The sequence below is a fragment of the Craterilacuibacter sinensis genome (genome assembly GCF_009831765.1).
Taxonomy (GTDB): Bacteria; Pseudomonadota; Gammaproteobacteria; order Burkholderiales; family Chromobacteriaceae; genus Craterilacuibacter; species Craterilacuibacter sinensis.
On record NZ_WSSB01000006.1, the window covers coordinates 16383 to 34151 of the forward strand.

Consider the following 17769-nt stretch of genomic DNA (forward strand, 5'->3'; position numbering starts at 1 on the left):
ATGGCGGCCGGGCTTAGCCGGCGTCGTCCTGTTGTTGCGGGTGGGCCTGGGCAAAGGCCGGCAGCGCGGCGCAAGCTGCATCTATCGCCAGCAGCTGGGGGTAGGGTGCGAGATCCACCCCGAAACGGCGCGCATTATAAAGCTGCGGAATCAGGCAGCAATCGGCAAGTCCGGGCTGCTCGCCATGACAAAAACGGCTAGCGGGGTGGTCTTGGATGAGCCGGCTTTCCAGAGCCGCCAGCCCGAGGCTGATCCAGTGCGCAATCCATGCGTTTTTGGCCGCATCATCCGCACCCAGCTCGGCTCTAAGGTAGTCCAGCACGCGCAGATTGTTCAGCGGATGGATGTCGCAGGCGATGGATAGCGCCAGCGCCCGCACCTGTGCGCGCCCCTTGGCATCGGCCGGCAGCAAGGGAATGGCGGGGCGGGTTTCGTCCAGATACTCGATAATGGCCAGTGACTGGCTGATGCGGCTGCCGTCGTCGTCGATAAAGAGCGGCACCAGTTGCTGCGGGTTCAGTGCGGCGTAGTCGGGGTGGTGTTGTCCGGCGTGCGCCAGATGCACCGCCTGTGTCTGATAGGGCAGGCTCTTGAGCGCCAGCGCGATGCGCACGCGATAGGCGGCCGAGCTGCGCCAGTAGCCGTAAAGTTTCATTCGGCCTGCTCCACGCGGTTGATGATGCTGCCAAAGATAGAGTGGCCGGCGCTGTCGTGCATGCGGATCTCTACGCTGTCGCCAAAGCGCATAAAGGGTGTGGCGGGCGCACCTTGCTCTATGGTTTCCAGCATGCGCACTTCGGCCAGACAGCAAAAACCGACGCCGCCGTGTTCGACTTTGGCGCCATTGAGGCTGCCTTGCTTATTGGATACCGTGCCCGAGCCGATGATGGAGCCGGCAGCCAAATCGCGTGTTTTGGCGACATGGGCGACAAGGCGGGCGAAGCTGAACACCATATCGACGCCGGCATTGGGGTGGCCGAAAGCCTGGCCATTGAGGCTGACTTGCAGTGGCAGATGCAGCTTGCTGTCCTGCCATGCCTCGCCCAGTTCGTCCGGTGTGACGGCGACCGGCGAGAAACTGGAGGCCGGCTTGGACTGGAAAAAGCCGAAACCCTTGGCCAGTTCGCCCGGAATCAGATTGCGCAGCGACACATCATTGACCAGCATAATCAGGCGGATGGCGCTGGCACAGGCGGCGACATCCGCGCCCATGGCGACATCGCCGGTGACGACGGCGACTTCGGCTTCAAAATCGATGCCCCAGTCTTCGCTTGCCGCGCGTATTGCTTCGCGCGGGCCGATAAAGCTGTCCGAGCCGCCCTGATACATCAGCGGGTCGGTGTAAAAACTGGCCGGCATTTCGGCGCCGCGGGCGCGGCGCACCAGCTCGACATGGTTCAGATAGGCCGAGCCGTCGGCCCACTGGTAGGCACGCGGCAGGGGCGAAGCGCAGGCCGCTTCGTCAAAGGCAAACTCGCCGGCGACCGGCCCCGCTTCAAGTGCTGCCGCAAGTTCCGCTAGCCTGGGGGACAGCTGTGCCCAATTGTCCAGCGCGCCTTGCAGCGTGGCGGCGATGTCAGGCACGGCCAGCGCGCGCTTGAGGTCGCGCGAAACCAGCACCAGCGTGCCGTCGCGTGTGGCGTTTTTCAGTGTGGCCAGTTTCATGTGTTTGCTTCCTTGTTCCAGCTGCCGTCGTGCATCCAGCGTGCGTGCGCCGGCGCTTTTTTAGTGCGTGACCATTCGTCAAGCATGGCGTCTTTGACCCTGTCCAGCTCGGCCAGCATGCCGGGGCGGGCGGTATTGGCCGCCAGCTCCAGCCGGTGGCCATTGGGGTCGAAGAAATAGATGGACTGGAACAGGGTGTGATCGGTCGGGCCAATCACCTTGATGCCGGCCGCCTCCAGTTTTTGTTTGGTAGCCAGCAGCACGTCCAGCGATTCGACTTCCAGTGCCAGATGCTGCACCCACGCCGGCGTATGCGGGTCGCGTCCCATCGGTGCCTGGGTCGGCAGCTCGAAAAAGGCCAGCACATTGCCGCCGCCGGCATCGAGAAACACATGCATATACGGGTCGGCTTCACCGGTGGAGGGGACGCGGTCTTCGGCGATGGCCAGCACAAAGCGCATGTCCAGATGGGTCTGGTACCAGTGCACGGTTTCGCGCGCATCGCGGCAGCGATAAGCGACATGATGGATTTTCTGAACCAGCATGGCAGTGTCTCCTTAAAGGGCCGGCGACCTGTATCGCAGCCGCCGGATGCCAGCTTAAAGCGGATGCTGGTTTAACGGGAGACAGGTCATGTCTTTGTCGGCTAAAAACAGGGCAAATAATGCCAAATAATAGGTTGTTTCTCAGTTACGAGTTGGCGCAGATAGGTTTGGACTTTGTGTCCGCTACGCGGACGTGTTTTTTACTTGCCGCTTCCGCGCGGTATGCGGGCAGGGGCCGGACGCGCCCGGCCCCTTGCATCCCCGGCGCCCCCGAAGTCTCGCGAACCCCCGGCGCAAAAGTCGCTGGCGAGGCGCTGGCCAACTCGCGATTCGCTACCGTCGAATCGCTCAAACAAGGGCCAGCTTAAGACCTCGCCAGCGACTTTTGCACCGGCGCGAGCCTAACGGGGATGGGTGGCTGACGCACGGATAGCGCGCATCGCATGCAATCAACACCAACATGTGTGGGACATCACCAAATAATAAGAGGCTCAGCCACGGGCCACCGCATGCGGGCTGCGGCCCAGTGCGTGCGCCACGCGCGAGACAGGCATCTTGCCGAGCAGGTCGCTGATAAACCAGGCGGCGTCGACCACCTGCCGCAAGTCGACACCCGTCTGCAAGCCCATGCCCTGCAATAGCCACAACACATCTTCGGTGGCGACATTGCCCGAGGCGCCGCGCGCGTACGGACAGCCGCCAAGGCCGGCGACCGAGCTGTCGAAGGTATGCACGCCCATCTGCAAGGCGGCGGTGATATTGGCAATGGCCATGCCGTAGCTGTCGTGAAAATGCCCGGCCAGTTGCGTGGCCGGCACCTGCTTCCGTACGGCAGCGAGCATCTCGTGCACGCGGTTTGGCGTGCCGGTGCCTATGGTGTCGCCCAGCGAGATTTCGTAGCAGCCCATTTCCCTGAGCGCGGCAGCCACCCGCGCAACCTGGGAGGGTGCGATTTCGCCCTCGTACGGGCAGCCCAGCACGCATGACACATAGCCGCGCACCCGCAGCCCCGCGTCCAGCGCCCGGCGTGTGACGGCGGCAAAGGCGCTCAGGCTGTCGTTGATGCCCATGTTCAGGTTGTGGCGACTGAAGCTCTCGCTTGCCGCACCGAAAACCGCAATTTCGCGCGCACCGGCAGCCAGTGCGGCATCCAGCCCCTTTTCATTGGGTACCAGTACCGGGTAATGCACCGGCCCTGCCAGATCCAGTGCCGCCAGCACGTCGGCGCTGTCGGCCATTTGCGGCACCCAGCGCGGCGAAACAAAGGCACCGGCCTCGATATGCGTGAGGCCCGAGGCGGCAAGGCGCTGTATCAGCTCGAGCTTGCCCGCCAGCGTAACGGGCTGTTTTTCATTCTGCAGCCCGTCGCGCGGGCCGACTTCGACGATTTTGACCTGCATGATGCGCTCCTTATGCGGCTTCGAAATCGACCAGTTCGTCACCATCACCGACTTGCTCGCCAGGGGCAAACAGATAGGCATTCACCCTGCCGGCGGCTGGCGCTTTAAGCGTGTGCTCCATCTTCATCGCCTCCAGTATCATCAGCGGCTCGCCTTTTTCCAGTTGCGTGCCTATTGCGGCCAGATGGGCGACGACGCGTCCGGGCATGGGCGCCTTGATTTGGGCGTGGCCATGGATCTCACGGCTGGCATAGGCATATGGGTCGCCAAGCCGGGCGCTCAGGCTGTGGCCGCGACTGAACAGGATGCGTTGCTGACCCAGCTGAATGACGCGGGCCTGATAATGCTGACCGTTAAGCCAGGCGCTGAAACCATCGCTTAAGGCCTGAATGCGTGCATCGAACACCTCGTTCGCCAGCATGATGCGCAAGCCGTCCGGCCGGTATTCCAGCAAGACGGTATGCACGCACTCTTCGATCTGCCATTCGAAGCGGCACTTGAGTGTCCCGTTCAGGCGCCAGCCTGGCGTGAGCGGCAGGGGTGTGCCCGGGCTGAGCGTTTCGGCCAGCGTAAGCAAAAGCAGCTGCCAGCTTTGCGCGGCAGCGGGCGGCGGCACCAGCCGTGCTTCGTCGCGGGCGATCAGGCCTGTGTCGACACGACCGGCGGCAAAGTCGGGGTGGGCTGCCAGGCGCGCCAGAAAAGCAGTATTGCAGGCGACGCCGGCGATCTCGCACTGGGCCAGCGCCGCTTTTAATGTTTGCAAGGCAAGCTCGCGTGTCTCGCCCCAGACGATCAGCTTGGCGATCATCGGGTCGTACCATGGCGAGATGCTGTCGCCTTCGATCACGCCGCTGTCTATGCGTACCCGTGCGCTGGTTTGCGGCAGGCGCAGATGGGTGAGCGTGCCGGTGGCAGGCAAAAAGCCCTTGTCCGGGTCTTCGGCGTAAATGCGTGCTTCAAAGGCGTGGCCGGATAAGGGAATGTCCTGCTGCGCCAGCGGTAGTCGCTCGCCTGCGGCGACGCGGATCTGCCATGCCACCAGATCTTGCCCGGTAATCATCTCGGTGACCGGATGCTCGACCTGTAGCCGGGTATTCATCTCCATAAAGTAGAAGACACCGCTGCTGTCCATGATGAATTCGACGGTGCCGGCGCCGACATAGCCCACGGCACGCGCCGCCGCACAGGCCGCCTCGCCCATGGCGCGGCGCGTGGCCGGAGCCAGATTCGGCGCCGGTGCTTCTTCTATCACTTTCTGGTGGCGGCGCTGGGCCGAGCAGTCGCGCTCGTACAGATAAACCGCGTGGCCATGGCTGTCGGCAAACAGCTGGATCTCGATATGGCGCGGGCGCTGCAGGTATTTTTCCAGCAACACCACATCGTTGCCGAAAGCCGCCTGCGCCTCGCGCCGGCACGAGGCCAGCGCCGCCGAAAAATCGGCTGCGGACTCGACCACGCGCATGCCCTTGCCGCCGCCGCCCATCACCGCCTTGATCAAGACCGGGTAGCCGATATGCGCGGCTTGCTCGGCCAGGCGTGCGTCGTCCTGATTCTCGCCGTGGTAGCCGGGCACCAGCGGTACGCCGGCTTCGGCCATCAGGCGCTTGGCGGCCGATTTGGAGCCCATCGCCTCGATGGCCGAGGCGGGCGGGCCGATAAAGGTGAGGCCTGCTTCGCTGCAGGCGCGGGCAAAATCAGCGTTTTCCGACAGGAAGCCGTAGCCGGGATGGATGGCATCGGCACCGCTGGCCAGCGCGGCGGCAATAATCTTGTCGGCGCGCAGATAGGATTCGGCCGCAGCGGCAGCGCCGATGGCGATGGCCTCATCGGCCAGGCGCACATGTTGCGCGTTCGCGTCGGCCTCCGAATAGACGGCGACGGTGCCTATGCCCAGCGCGCGGGCGCTGCGGATAATGCGGCAGGCAATTTCGCCGCGGTTGGCGATCAGAATCTTGGCCAGCATCAGTCTTGCTCCTCTTGCCAGGCGGGGCGGCGTTTGTCGAAGAAGGCAGCGAGCCCCTCGCGCGCCTCGCTGCCGGCGCGGGTGCGGGCAATCAGGGCGGCGGTTTCGGCCAGAAGAGCGTCATCGCTGGTTGAGCCATCGGCCACTGCGCGCAGCAATTTTTTGCTCTGGGCAAGTGCGCCCGGTGCCCCCTGCACCAGTTGCTGGGCCACCGCTGCGATGCTGCTGTCCAGCATGTCAGGTGCGACAATCTCGTGTATCAGGCCCAGGCGCCAGGCGGTGTCGGCCTGGAGACGTTCGGCCGACAGGGTGTAGCGGCGCATGGCGCGCAAGCCGATGGCTTCGCTGACATAAGGCGCGATGGTGGCCGGAATCAGCCCCAGTCGTACTTCGGACAAGCCAAAGCGGGCCTCGGGCGTGGCGATGGCGATGTCGCACGCGGCGACCAGACCCATGCCGCCGGCCAGCGCCGCGCCATGCACGCGCGCGATCACCGGCTTGGGGCAGCGGTACAGGGTCTTGAGCAAGGTGGCCAGCGCTTGTGCATCGGCCAGGTTTTGCGCATCGCTAAAGCCGGCGGCACGGCGCATCCAGTCAAGATCGGCACCGGCGCAAAAGCTTGCGCCGCGCCCGGCCAGCACAATGACGCGTACGCTGGCATCGCTTGCCAGAGCGTTCAGGGCATGGGTGAGCGCATCGATCAGTGCTTCATTCAGCGCATTGTGTAGCGCGGGGCGATTCAGCCACAAGGTGGCGATGGCCGCGCTGTGTTCGATCTCCAGTATCGTGCTGTCCATGGCAGGCCTCACATGCGGAACACGCCAAAACGCGTGTCGGGAATCGGGGTGGACAGGCAGGCATCCAGCGCCAGTGCCAGTACGTCTCGGGTCTGTGCCGGGTCGATAATGCCGTCGTCCCATAGCCGGGCGCTGGCGTAGAAGGGGTGGCCCTGGCGTTCGTACTGTTCGCGTACCGGTGTCTTGAAAGCTTCTTCGGCCTCGGCGCTCCAGTCATTGCCCAGTTGCTCGCGCTTGACGGTGGCCAGTACCGATGCGGCCTGCTCGCCGCCCATGACCGAGATGCGCGCATTGGGCCACATCCACAAAAAGCGCGGATCGAAGGCGCGTCCGCACATGCCGTAGTTGCCGGCACCGAAACTGCCGCCTATCACCACGGTGAGCTTGGGCACCGCCGCGCAGGCCACCGCCGTTACCAGCTTGGCGCCGTCGCGCGCGATGCCGCCGTTTTCGTATTTCTTGCCGACCATAAAGCCGGTGATGTTCTGCAAAAACAGCAGCGGCACTTTGCGCTGGCAGCACAGCTCGACAAAATGCGCGCCCTTGAGCGCCGACTCGGAAAACAGGATGCCGTTATTGGCGATAATGCCGATCTGGTGGCCGTTCAGGCGGGCAAAGCCGGTGACCAGCGTGCTGCCGTAGTTGGCCTTGAATTCATCGAAGGCCGAGTCGTCCACCAGACGCAGAATGATTTCGCGCACATCGAACGGCTGCTTGCTGTCGGCCGGAATCACGCCGTACAACTCGCTTGCTGCATGGCGTGGCGGCAGGGCGGGCCGAGGTTCGGCCGGCTGCGGCCAGTTGAGGTTGCTGACGATGCGCCGCGCGATGGCCAGCGCATGACCGTCGTTTTCGGCCAGATGGTCGGCCACGCCGGAGACGCGGGTATGCACATCGCCGCCGCCCAGCTCTTCGGCGCTGACCACCTCGCCGGTCGCCGCTTTAACCAGCGGCGGGCCGCCCAGAAAGATGGTGCCCTGATTGCGCACAATCACGGTTTCATCGCTCATGGCCGGCACATAAGCACCACCGGCGGTACACGAGCCCATCACCACCGCGATCTGCGGCACGCCGGCGGCAGACAGCTGCGCCTGATTGAAAAAGATGCGGCCGAAGTGTTCCCTGTCGGGAAAAACTTCGTCCTGCAGCGGCAGGAATGCGCCGCCGGAGTCGACCAGATAAACACAGGGCAGACGGTTGGCGCGGGCGACTTCCTGTGCGCGCAGATGTTTTTTTACCGTCATCGGGTAGTAAGTGCCGCCCTTGACCGTGGCGTCGTTGGCGACGATGACGCAGTTGATGCCGGAAATGCGGCCGATGCCGGTGATGATGCCGGCGCCGGGTGCTTCGTCGCCATACATGCCGCAGGCGGCCAGTTGCGACAGCTCCAGAAACGGTGCGCCGGCGTCGAGCAGCAGGTCGATGCGCTCGCGCGGCAACAGCTTGCCGCGCGCCGTATGTTTGGCGCGTGCAGTGTCGCCCCCCCCGGCAGCGCTTTGCGCCACGCGTGCGGTCAGCTCATCGACCAGCTCGCGCATGCGTGCGCTATTGGCGAGAAAGGTGGCGCTACGTACCAATAAAGAGGATTCGAGTATGGGCATGATGGGGCGTCGGGAATTGGGAGTAGGGAGCAGGGAGCAGGGAGCGAAGACGGTGACTCCCTACGCTCGGGTCAGCGCTGCTGCACCATCAGTTCGCGCCCGATCAGCCAGCGGCGGATCTCGCTGGTACCGGCCCCGATTTCGTACAGTTTGGCGTCGCGCAGCAGGCGGCCGGCCGGCAGCTCGTTGGTGTAGCCGACGCCGCCCAGACACTGGATGGTGTCCAGTGCCATTTTCGTGGCGTTTTCAGCGGCATACAAAATGACGCCGGCCGCGTCCTTGCGTACGCTGCGCCCGCTGGCGCCCGCATCCAGCGCTGCGCCGACGCTGTAGACATAGGCGCGGCTGGCCGAGAGCTGGACATACATATCGGCCAGCTTGCCCTGCATCAGCTGGAAGTCGCCGATCGCCTGGCCGAATTGCTGGCGCTGTGCCAGATAGGGCAGGGTCAGATCCATGCAGGCTTGCATAATGCCCAAGGGGCCGGCGGACAGCACGGCGCGCTCGTAATCAAGACCGCTCATCAATACATTCACGCCGCCGCCGATTTCCCCCAGTACATTGGCGGCCGGCACTTCGCAGTTATCGAAATAGAGCGGATAGGTGTTGGAGCCGCGCATGCCCAGCTTGTCGAGCTTGGGGCCGTGGCTAAAGCCGGCCATGCCTTTTTCGACAATAAAAGCCGTGATGCCGCGCGCGCCGGCAGCCGGGTCGGTTTTGGCATAGACCACCAGCACATCGGCGTCGCCGCCGTTGGTAATCCACATCTTGCTGCCGTTGAGCGTAAAGGTGTCGCCGTGACGGCTGGCGGACAGCTTCATGCTGACGACGTCCGAACCGGCATTGGGTTCGGACATGGCCAGCGCGCCGATGTGGGTGCCGGCAATCAGGCCGGGCAGATAGCGCTGTTTTTGTTGGGCGTTGCCGTTGCGGCTAATCTGGTTGACGCACAAATTGGAGTGCGCGCCATAGGAGAGGCCAACCGAGGCCGAGGCGCGGGAAATTTCCTCCATGGCGACCATATGGGCAAGATAGCCCAGGCCTGCGCCGCCATATTCTTCTTCGGCGGTGATGCCAAGCAGCCCCATTTCGCCCAGCTTGAGCCATAGCCCGGCCGGAAACAGGTTGTCGCGGTCTATCGCGGCGGCGTGCGGGGCAATTTCGCGACTGGCAAACTCGCGTACCGCTTCGCGCAGCGCGCGGCAGGTTTCATCAAGAATAAAATCGCTGTGCGCCGTCATGGTGTTTCTCATCTTCCTTGTTTTACCTGATCATGAGTTACGTTAACGTAAACGTCAATCAAGATGCATGCAAAAAGCAGAGGTCTGTGGCATCGGTGTTACATGGCTGTCAGTCAGGCTTGGTGCTGATGCTGCGGCAGTGGGCTTCCAGTGTGTCGATTTCGGCCAGGATGGCATCCAGATCCTGGCGCTGTGCCTCCAGCTGGCGCCGGCGCTCCAGCAGCAGATCCAGCAGCTTGGCCGCCTGGCTGGCCTCTTCGCGCTGGTCGTAAAGCGCGATGATTTCGCGGATATCGGTCAGCGACAGGCCGATGCGCCGCCCCCTGAGGATCAGTTTGATGCGGGCACGATCGCGCTTGGAGAACAGCCGGTTGCGCCCCTTGCGCTCGGGTTCTATCAGACCCTGCTCTTCATAAAAGCGCAGTGTGCGTAGCGTAATATCGAACTCGTGCGCGAGCTCGGAGATGGTGAAATGCTCTTGCATTTGGTAGGCCCCTGTTTTTATCGCGCCATATTATGTTAATGCGGGAGGCGCAGCCAGCGCAGTGCACGTGTCTTGTGCGGGCGGCGAAGCGGCCAGATGCGATTCTGGCCATGCGCCATTACGCGCATCGGCTATGGTGGAGCGAAGAGGACAGGGTGATGGCGATGTGATCTGCGTCGCCCGTAAATCGCGCCAAAGGGTACAATAGCCGCAATAAAATTTTTAAAGGAACAGACCATGACTGCCCAAGCCTTCACCGACACCGACCTTGCCCGTCTGGAAACCCTGCTGTCCCCCCTGTCTGCCGATGGTTCGACCATGCGCACCGATGAAGTGCAGGGTTTTTTCTGCGCGGTCGCCAGCGGCCCGGACCGCATGTCCATGGACGAGCTGCTGAATGAAGCGCTGGGCGATGCGCCGGCGTTTGCAAGCACAGAGGACGAGGCAGAAGCCCGCGCCTTGCTGACCCGCTTGTACCAGAACACGGAAGACGCGCTGGCTAATGGCGATATGCCTGAAATGATCCTGTTTTCCGAGGAAGACAGCGATGAGGCCGATTACTGGCCATGGTGTAATGCCTATCTGTATGCGTTGGATGTGGTTGCTACCGACTGGTTCGAAGCGGCCGACGACGAAGGCTTTGAAGACCTGCTGTATCCGGTGATGGCTTTGGGCGGCATTTTCGAGCAGGAAGACGGCGAAGACCTGATCACCTTTACCGATGCCGAGCTGGAAAACTTCAAGGACGAAGTCGAAGACGCAGTGCTGGCGGTGTACGCCTACTGGCGCGCCAAGGAACAGGCCCCGTCGACCGTGCGCCGCGAGGGCGACAAGGTAGGCCGTAACGATCTGTGCCCGTGTGGTAGCGGCAAAAAATACAAGGCCTGCTGCGGCAAGGCCTGAGTTTTCGCGCCAGCATGCAAAAAGCCCGACGGATGATCCGTCGGGCTTTTTTGTTGCGGTGGCCTGCGCTTGGCGCCGCTGGTGGGCGGGTATCCGTTCCAGCGTTTGTGCGCTTCGGACATAAAACGGTCGATACCGATGAACCGAGCCGGTGCGACGGTGGTCACTCGTCAGCTTTCATCTCCATGGTTGTTCTGCGTTCACTACAGGCTTTGGCGGTGGCTTAGATGGTGATGCCGATTTTCGCCGGTAGTGCATCCGCGTTTGCTTGCTGTTTGTCCTGCCTCATCGCTTGCCGGGTCTGGCTTGGTGTCTCGCCGAACTGGCGCCGGTAGTCCTGACCGAACTGGCTGGCGCTGCCGAAACCCCAGGCCAGCGCCAGATCCTGAATGCTTTGGCCTGCATGCTGCGTTGACGACAAGGCGCGGCGTACCTCGCCCAGGCGCAGTGCGCGCAGCATACCCAGCGGGCTGATCGCTGCTGCCTGGTGAAAGCCGTTTTGCAGCGTGCGCCGGGTGACATGCAGGCGCTGGCACAGGCTGTCGACACTGGCCACCGGCGCATCCGGCACCCTGGCCCAGCGGCAGGTTTGCTCTACCCAGCCCAGATGGCTGCGTCGCTTTGCCGGCGCGTGCGTACCTGTCGCCAGCGCCTGCAGCAGGATATCGGCCAGCTGCCACTGCCACTTGTCGCTGAGCAGCTGTTCCGGTTGGCTGCGGGCAGCGTCCAGATAGCGTGCCAGACTCTGCTCGAGCTGGCGGCAGGCCACCGGCGTCAGCGTCAGGCTGCCGCTTTGTCGCCACAGCGGCGGCAGCGCGTGGCCGTAACGCACGAGGCAGCACGCCTCCAGCAGGTCTTGTTCGACCACCATGCCACCGATAGTGAACGCTGGCGGCGTGCGCAGGAAAAATTCGTCGCCGCCGGGGCAGATCAGCACGCTGTCGGGCGCGACTTCCTGTCCGGCAAAGCGCAAGCTCGCGCCGCTGCCGGGCGCCGGCAGTCCGAACCAGATCCGGCCGGGGGCCGGCCTGCACTGTTGCCAGGTCTCGCAGCTGGCGTATTCGCAGAACAGCTGTACGCGTCCGGTACACACTTCATCCAGCCGGCCGAAATAGCGGCCACAGGATAACTGGGCATAGTCTTGCTGCCAGCCGCTGATAAAGCTGGCGTGCAGGTCGGCATCGTGCGCGATGCGGGTGCTGAAGCTCAAGGGGCTGTGCGCTGTCGTCATGCGGCCTCCGTGGACAGGTATTGCGTTGCACAACGCAAACACCGTGCCATGGCTGCGTGCTGTCTGAAACCGGCAAATGCGCTGTTTTGGGGCTAAAAGCGGCCGCGCTGACGCCGGTGTTTACCCTGCTGGTGCAGAGCGGTCGTCCATGTCGCGCCCTTTTTGTGCATGCCGGGCCCGCCTGCTCGGGCGAAATGGCAGCGCCCCCGGTGCGCGGCCTGCGGGCAGCGGCTCTGGCGGCGCGGATTTTCCGGTTTGCGCTAACCGTTGGCGGCAGCATCTCCCTAGCATCACGGCTATACCGCTAGGCGTTTGCCTGGCGGGCGATACCGGACAAGGGAGCAAAGCATGAGCACAACAACAACAACGGGGCTGGCTAAACGCCTGGGTGGCTGGCAACTATGGGGGATCGCGGTCGGGCTGGTGATCTCGGGGGAGTATTTCGGCTGGAGTTACGGCTGGGCGCAGGCCGGCACAATGGGCTTTATGCTGACCGCGCTGTTTGTCGCCCTGATGTATAGCGCGTTTATTTTCAGCTTTACCGAACTGACGACGGCGATTCCGCATGCCGGCGGGCCTTTTGCCTACGCGCGCCGCGCCTTCGGCCCGTTTGGCGGGCTGGTCGCCGGGTTTGCCACGCTGTGCGAGTTCGTGTTTGCGCCGCCGGCGATCGCACTGGCGATCGGTGCCTACCTGAATGTGCAGTTTCCGGCACTGGACGCGAAGTGGATCGCCGTCGGGGCGTATCTGGTGTTTATGGCGCTGAATATTGTCGGTGTCGGTATCGCGGCAACCTTCGAGCTGTGCGTGACATTGCTGGCGATTTTCGAGCTGCTGGTGTTTATGGGGGTGGTGGCGCCCGGTTTTGACTGGGGCAACTTCACCCGCGGCGGCTGGGCCGGTGCCGATGCCTTCAGCCCGGCAGCCATTGGCGGCATGTTTGCCGCGATTCCGTTCGCGATCTGGTTCTTTCTCGCGATCGAAGGCGCCGCCATGGCGGCGGAAGAAGCCAAGGACCCCAGCCGCACCATCCCGCGCGCGTATATCGGCGGCATCCTGACGCTGACCGTACTGGCGCTGGGCGTGATGGTGATGGCAGGCGGCGCCGGCGACTGGACGCAGCTGGCCAATATCAACGATCCGCTGCCGCAGGCGATGAAGATGATTGTCGGCAGCGAGAGCGGCTGGCTGCATATGCTGGTGTGGCTGGGCCTGTTCGGGCTGGTGGCATCCTTTCACGGCATCATCATGGGCTATTCGCGCCAGATCTACGCGCTGTCGCGTGCCGGTTACCTGCCGCCCTTCTTGGCGGTCGTCCACCCGCGCTTCAAGACTCCGCACCGCGCGATTCTCGCCGGTGGCGTCATCGGCATGGCCGCCATTTTCAGCGACAACCTGATCCAGATCGGCGGGCTGCCGCTGACGGCCAATATCGTCACCCTGTCGGTGTTTGGCGCCATCGTGATGTATATCGTGTCGATGCTCTCCCTGTTCCGTCTGCGCAAGCTGGAGCCGGCACTCGTGCGCCCGTTCCGTGCACCGGGCTACCCGCTGCTGCCGGCGTTGGCCTTATGCCTGGCCCTGGTGTGTCTGGCGTCCATGGTCTGGTACAACACGCAGCTGGCGGTGTTCTTTGTCGCATCGCTCGCGCTGGCGGCCGCTTACTACTATCTGACCGCGCACCACCGCGCAGCGGCTGCACATGACCCGATGCTGCATGGGGCGGCAGCGCCGGCTGAGGCGCCAGCCTTGTCCGTGCGCACCGAGTAAGGAGAGAACCATGGTGCATGTGACGACACTGGGAAGCCGCCGCTACCGCTTTGCCGATCTCAAGACTCTGCTGGCGAAGGCGACGCCGTCACGTGCCGGCGACCGCCTGGCCGGCCTGGTGGCCGCCAGCGCCGAGGAGCGGGTGGCGGCGCAGATGGCGCTGGCGGAATTGCCGCTGAGGCACTTCTTGTCCGAACTGGTGGTGCCGTATGAAACGGACGAGGTGTCGCGCCTGATCGTGGACAGTCATGATGCGCAGGCGTTTGCGCCGCTGGCGCACCTGACGGTCGGTGATTTTCGCGACTGGCTGTTGTCCGGCCAGGCCGACAGCGTAACGCTGGCGGCGGTGGCCCCCGGCTTGACGCCGGAAATGGTCGCGGCGGTGAGCAAGCTGATGCGTAATCAGGATCTGGTGCTGGTCGCGCGCAAGTGCCAGGTGGTGACCCGGTTTCGCAATACCCAGGGCTTGCCCGGTCGCATGGGGGTGAGGTTGCAGCCCAACCACCCGACCGACGACGCGCGCGGCATTGCTGCCGCGCTGCTGGACGGGCTGATGTACGGGGCCGGTGACGCCGTGGTCGGCATCAATCCGGCCTCTGACAGTCCGGACGATATTGCCCGCCTGCTGCATTTGCTCGATGGCGTGCGCCAACGCTACGCCATCCCGATGCAAAGCTGCGTGTTGACCCACGTCACCACCACGCTGGAGCTGATCCGGCGCGGCTGCCCGGTCGACCTGGTATTCCAGTCGGTGGCCGGAACCGAGGCGGCCAACGCCGGCTTTGGCATCAACCTGGCCATGCTGGGCGAGGCGCACGAGGCCGCGCTGGCGCTGGGGCGGGGCAGCGTGGGCGATAACCTGATGTATTTTGAAACCGGGCAGGGCAGCGCGCTCTCCGCCGGCGCGCATCACGGCGTCGACCAGCAGACTTGCGAGGTGCGTGCCTATGCGGTGGCGCGCCACTTCCGCCCCTTGCTGGTCAATACCGTGGTCGGCTTTATCGGCCCGGAGTACCTGTACGACGGGCGCGAGATTATCCGTGCCGCGCTGGAGGATCATTGCTGCGGCAAGCTGCTCGGCCTGCCCATGGGCTGCGATATCTGCTACACCAACCACGCCGAGGCCGACCAGAATGATATGGACACGCTGCTGACCTTGCTCGGCGTCGCCGGTGTGAACTTCATCATCGGCGTGCCGGGGGCGGACGACATCATGCTGGGCTACCAGAGCACGTCGTTTCACGACGCGTTGTACCTGCGCGAAGTCCTGGGCCTGCGCCGCGCGCCCGAGTTCGAGGACTGGCTGCAGTCGATGGCGCTGAGCGACGGGCAGCGCCTGTTGCCGGGCGCCGGCAGTACGTTGTTGCGTCTGGCGGAGGCCGCATGAAACAGGACATTTTGCGACTTTGTACGGCGGTAGCCGAGGACGCCTGGTCGGCCGAGCGCCAGCATACGGTGGCGCGCATCGCGCTGGGGCGCAGCGGCGTCAGCCTGCCGACGCGGCAGACGCTGTCTTTTGCGCTGGATCATGCGCGCGCGCGCGACGCGGTGCACGGCGAGCTGGACATGCCGGCCCTCGCGCGCGCGCTGGCCGGGCTCGGCTTGCCTCTATTACAGGTGCACAGTGCGGCGCCTGATCGTGCCTGCTATCTGCAACGCCCGGATCTTGGGCGCAAGCTGTCGGCGTCGTCGCGCTCGGCGCTGCTTGCCGCGGCGCCTGCCGGGGGTTGCGATGTGGTGTTCGTGCTGGGCGACGGCTTGTCGGCGCGTGCCGTTGCCAGCCATGCGCCACGCCTGCTCGAGGCGTTGTTGCCTGCCTTGCGCCGCGAGGGCTGGTCACTGGGGCCGCTGGTGCTGGCGTCGCAGGCGCGGGTGGCGCTGGGGGACGAGGTCGGTGCCGTGCTTGGCGCGCGCATGCTGGTGATGCTGATCGGCGAGCGTCCGGGGCTGAGTTCTCCCGACAGCCTCGGCGTCTATCTGACCGCAGCGCCCCGGGTCGGACTGAGCGACGCGGCGCGCAACTGCATCTCCAATGTCCGCCCGGACGGACTGAGCTACCCGCTGGCCGCGTACAAGCTGATGTGGTTGCTGCGTGCCGCGCGCCGCGATGGCAGCGGGGTGGCACTCAAGGACGGTAGCGCCGCCGAGGCGGCGTATCTTGCGCTACAGGCGGTCGTCGGCGTGCAGCAAGGTGCGGGCAAGCCAGTTATCAGCTAGCGTTTCGGGTGTGGAGTTTTGCCATATCAAGACGGCTTGGTTTTCTCATCCTTGGTTTTTCAAGGCTGTGTCCAGGTTTAAGTGTCCGAAAGTAAAAAGCCCGGCGGATGATCCGTCGGGCTTTTTTGTCTGCGGGGCCTGCGCTTAGCGTGTCTCGTGGGCGGGTGTCAGCGTCAGCGTTTCCAGTTCCGCATCGGCCACCACTTCCGGCTCGTCCGCTTCCAGTTGGGTCTCGCCGTTCAGTACGCGGTGCATGCGCGCAACATCCAGCGCATTTTCCCACTTGGCGATCACCACGGTCGCCACGCCGTTGCCGATCAGGTTGGTAATGGCACGTGCTTCGGACATAAAGCGGTCAACACCGATCAGCAGCGCCAGACCTTCCACCGGCAGCTTGCCGCCCAGGGTGGCCAGCGTTGCAGCCAGCGTGATAAAGCCGCCGCCGGTCACCGCCGCCGCGCCCTTGGAGGTCAACAGCAGCACGCCCAGGATGCCCAGCTCTTCGGCCAGTGTCAGTTCGACATTGGTGGCCTGCGCGATAAAGATGGCCGCCATGGTCAGGTAGATCGAGGTGCCGTCCAGATTGAACGAATAACCGGTCGGAATCACCATGCCGACCACCGGCTTGGAGCAGCCCAGGTTTTCCAGCTTGCTCATCATGCGCGGCAGTGCGGTTTCGCTCGACGAGGTGCCCAGCACCAGAATCAGCTCTTCCTTGATGTAGGCGAGGAACTTGATCAGGCTGAAGCCGTGCAGCTTGGCGATGGTGCCCAGTACCACGAACACGAAGGCGAAGCAGGTGATGTAGACACACAACATCAGGAAACCCAGCTGCTTGAGCGAGCCGATGCCGTACTTGCCGATGGTAAAGGCCATCGCGCCGAAGGCACCGATCGGAGCCAGCTTCATCAGCATGCCGATGATGCCGAACAGCGCGTGCGAAAACTCGTCAAGAATGGAAACCAGCGGCTTGCCCTTGTCGCCCAGTCGGGTCAGTGCCAGGCCCAGCAGCACCGAGAACAGCAGCACCTGCAGGATTTCGCCGCCGGCAAAGGCGCCAACCACCGTGTCCGGAATGATGTGCATCAGAAAGTCTATGGTGCTCATCTCCTTGGCGCCATCGGTGTATTTGGCGATGGAAGAGGCATCCAGTGTGGCCGGGTCGACATTCAGGCCGGCGCCAGGCTTCAGCACATTGACCACCACAAGACCGATGATCAGCGCCAGCGTGGTGACCACTTCGAAGTAGAGCAGCGACTTGATGCCGACGCGGCCGACTTCCTTCATGTCCCCCATCTTGGCGATGCCGACCACCACGGTGGTGAAGATGATGGGAGCGATCATCATCTTGATCAGCTTGATAAAGGCATCACCCAGCGGCTTCATCTTGGCGCCCATTTCCGGCATGAAGGCTCCCAGCGCAACACCGAGCGCGATGGCGAGCAGTACCTGGAAATACAAGCGGGTGTAGAGCGGTTTTTGATGCATGGCGTGGCTCCCTGTTAGCAATTCTGACGACGTGGTTTTTAAGTCGTGAACGCATGCTAGCTGTCGGGCGGTCGCTGGGTAATTGCGGCTTTCCCCATTAGGGAAAGCCGCAATTGTCATCACAAGATGGCGGGAAAAAACGGTTTTGTGAATGGAAGGGGGCGTCCATTCCATTCACAAAATCGTTAAAAAAGGGAAACGGCAAAGATGCCGTTTCCCTTTTTGGATCAAGCTACGTCGAGCTCGGCCCAGTCGTCGATATCACGTTGGGTAACCATGGTCTTCTTTCGGTTTGCCCGCGCAGGTCTTATTGCCGGCTGCGAGGCTATGGACGGGATGCCGGATTGTCCGGCGCGGTCGTCTCCACGATCTTCTCTTGTTCCCGGTGGGGCCGCAGTGCGGCATCCGGCGGTAATCCGTCGGGACGAGAGTTATACCAATGTATTGGTGCGGTGCGCAATAGT

At 63.5% G+C, this 17769-nt stretch carries 15 protein-coding genes and 1 pseudogene; 4 read left to right on the forward strand and 12 right to left on the reverse strand.

Annotation, left to right across the window (positions count from 1 at the left end; translation table 11 throughout):
• Positions 1 to 13 precede the first annotated feature (13 nt).
• The 10 genes and pseudogenes from maiA to GQF02_RS07770 all read right to left on the reverse strand — a co-directional run bounded on the left by maiA (position 14) and on the right by GQF02_RS07770 (position 9696).
• Positions 14 to 655, reverse strand: coding sequence for a maleylacetoacetate isomerase (maiA, locus tag GQF02_RS07730; protein WP_160796133.1), 642 nt, complete (start codon positions 653 to 655; stop codon positions 14 to 16).
• Entirely contained in the window at positions 652 to 1665 is a 1014-nt protein-coding gene (locus GQF02_RS07735) for a fumarylacetoacetate hydrolase family protein (RefSeq protein WP_160796135.1), read from the reverse strand. Before GQF02_RS07735 ends, maiA begins: the two co-directional genes overlap by 4 nt.
• Entirely contained in the window at positions 1662 to 2210 is a 549-nt protein-coding gene (locus GQF02_RS07740) for a VOC family protein (RefSeq protein ID WP_160796137.1), read from the reverse strand. The genes GQF02_RS07735 and GQF02_RS07740 overlap by 4 nt, the downstream gene beginning before the upstream one ends.
• Positions 2211 to 2701: 491 nt before the next feature.
• A complete protein-coding gene (locus GQF02_RS07745; protein WP_160796139.1) occupies positions 2702 to 3610 on the reverse strand; it encodes a hydroxymethylglutaryl-CoA lyase in 909 nt (302 codons plus the stop codon).
• A 10-nt stretch (positions 3611 to 3620) separates the two neighbouring features.
• A complete protein-coding gene (locus GQF02_RS16245) occupies positions 3621 to 4031 on the reverse strand; it encodes an acetyl-CoA carboxylase biotin carboxyl carrier protein subunit (protein ID WP_456236736.1) in 411 nt (136 codons plus the stop codon).
• A gap of 210 nt (positions 4032 to 4241) precedes the next feature.
• Positions 4242 to 5573 (reverse strand): annotated as a pseudogene (locus GQF02_RS07750) (acetyl-CoA carboxylase biotin carboxylase subunit); the annotation flags it as partial.
• The gene (locus GQF02_RS07755) at positions 5573 to 6370 is read right to left on the reverse strand and encodes an enoyl-CoA hydratase/isomerase family protein (protein ID WP_160796143.1); all 798 of its coding nucleotides are present in this window, start codon (positions 6368 to 6370) and stop codon (positions 5573 to 5575) included. The pseudogene GQF02_RS07750 and the gene GQF02_RS07755, both read right to left, overlap by 1 nt.
• A gap of 8 nt (positions 6371 to 6378) precedes the next feature.
• Positions 6379 to 7971 carry a carboxyl transferase domain-containing protein gene (locus tag GQF02_RS07760; RefSeq protein ID WP_160796145.1) on the reverse strand — a complete coding sequence of 531 codons (1593 nt, stop codon included), beginning with the start codon at positions 7969 to 7971 and terminating at the stop codon, positions 6379 to 6381.
• Between the two features lie 71 nt (positions 7972 to 8042).
• Positions 8043 to 9212 (reverse strand): isovaleryl-CoA dehydrogenase, encoded by a 1170-nt coding sequence (locus tag GQF02_RS07765; RefSeq protein ID WP_160796147.1) that lies wholly within the window; start codon positions 9210 to 9212, stop codon positions 8043 to 8045.
• A 109-nt stretch (positions 9213 to 9321) separates the two neighbouring features.
• On the reverse strand, positions 9322 to 9696 hold the full coding sequence (locus tag GQF02_RS07770; RefSeq protein WP_160796149.1) for a MerR family transcriptional regulator: 375 nt from the start codon (positions 9694 to 9696) through the stop codon (positions 9322 to 9324).
• Between the two features lie 237 nt (positions 9697 to 9933).
• On the opposite strand from GQF02_RS07770, the gene GQF02_RS07775 reads away from it, so the two are divergent.
• Complete coding sequence (locus GQF02_RS07775; RefSeq protein WP_124734291.1) at positions 9934 to 10599, forward strand: YecA family protein; 666 nt, start codon at positions 9934 to 9936, stop codon at positions 10597 to 10599.
• 223 nt (positions 10600 to 10822) lie between these two features.
• On the opposite strand, the gene GQF02_RS07780 is transcribed toward GQF02_RS07775, so the two are convergent.
• Positions 10823 to 11830, reverse strand: a complete 1008-nt coding sequence (locus GQF02_RS07780; protein ID WP_160796151.1) for a helix-turn-helix domain-containing protein — start codon at positions 11828 to 11830, stop codon at positions 10823 to 10825.
• A gap of 348 nt (positions 11831 to 12178) precedes the next feature.
• Here GQF02_RS07780 and eat point away from each other — a divergent pair, with 348 nt between their 5' ends.
• The 3 genes from eat to eutC are packed head-to-tail and all read left to right on the forward strand — an operon-like array spanning position 12179 to position 15817.
• Complete coding sequence (eat, locus tag GQF02_RS07785) at positions 12179 to 13600, forward strand: ethanolamine permease (RefSeq protein WP_160796153.1); 1422 nt, start codon at positions 12179 to 12181, stop codon at positions 13598 to 13600.
• Positions 13601 to 13610: 10 nt separating this feature from the next.
• Positions 13611 to 14987 carry an ethanolamine ammonia-lyase subunit EutB gene (locus tag GQF02_RS07790; protein ID WP_124734288.1) on the forward strand — a complete coding sequence of 459 codons (1377 nt, stop codon included), beginning with the start codon at positions 13611 to 13613 and terminating at the stop codon, positions 14985 to 14987.
• Complete coding sequence (gene eutC, locus GQF02_RS07795; protein ID WP_160796155.1) at positions 14984 to 15817, forward strand: ethanolamine ammonia-lyase subunit EutC; 834 nt, start codon at positions 14984 to 14986, stop codon at positions 15815 to 15817. Before GQF02_RS07790 ends, eutC begins: the two co-directional genes overlap by 4 nt.
• Positions 15818 to 15961: 144 nt before the next feature.
• Here eutC and GQF02_RS07800 read toward each other — a convergent pair whose 3' ends face one another.
• Positions 15962 to 17305 carry a dicarboxylate/amino acid:cation symporter gene (locus GQF02_RS07800; protein WP_160796157.1) on the reverse strand — a complete coding sequence of 448 codons (1344 nt, stop codon included), beginning with the start codon at positions 17303 to 17305 and terminating at the stop codon, positions 15962 to 15964.
• Positions 17306 to 17769: the final 464 nt, after the last annotated feature.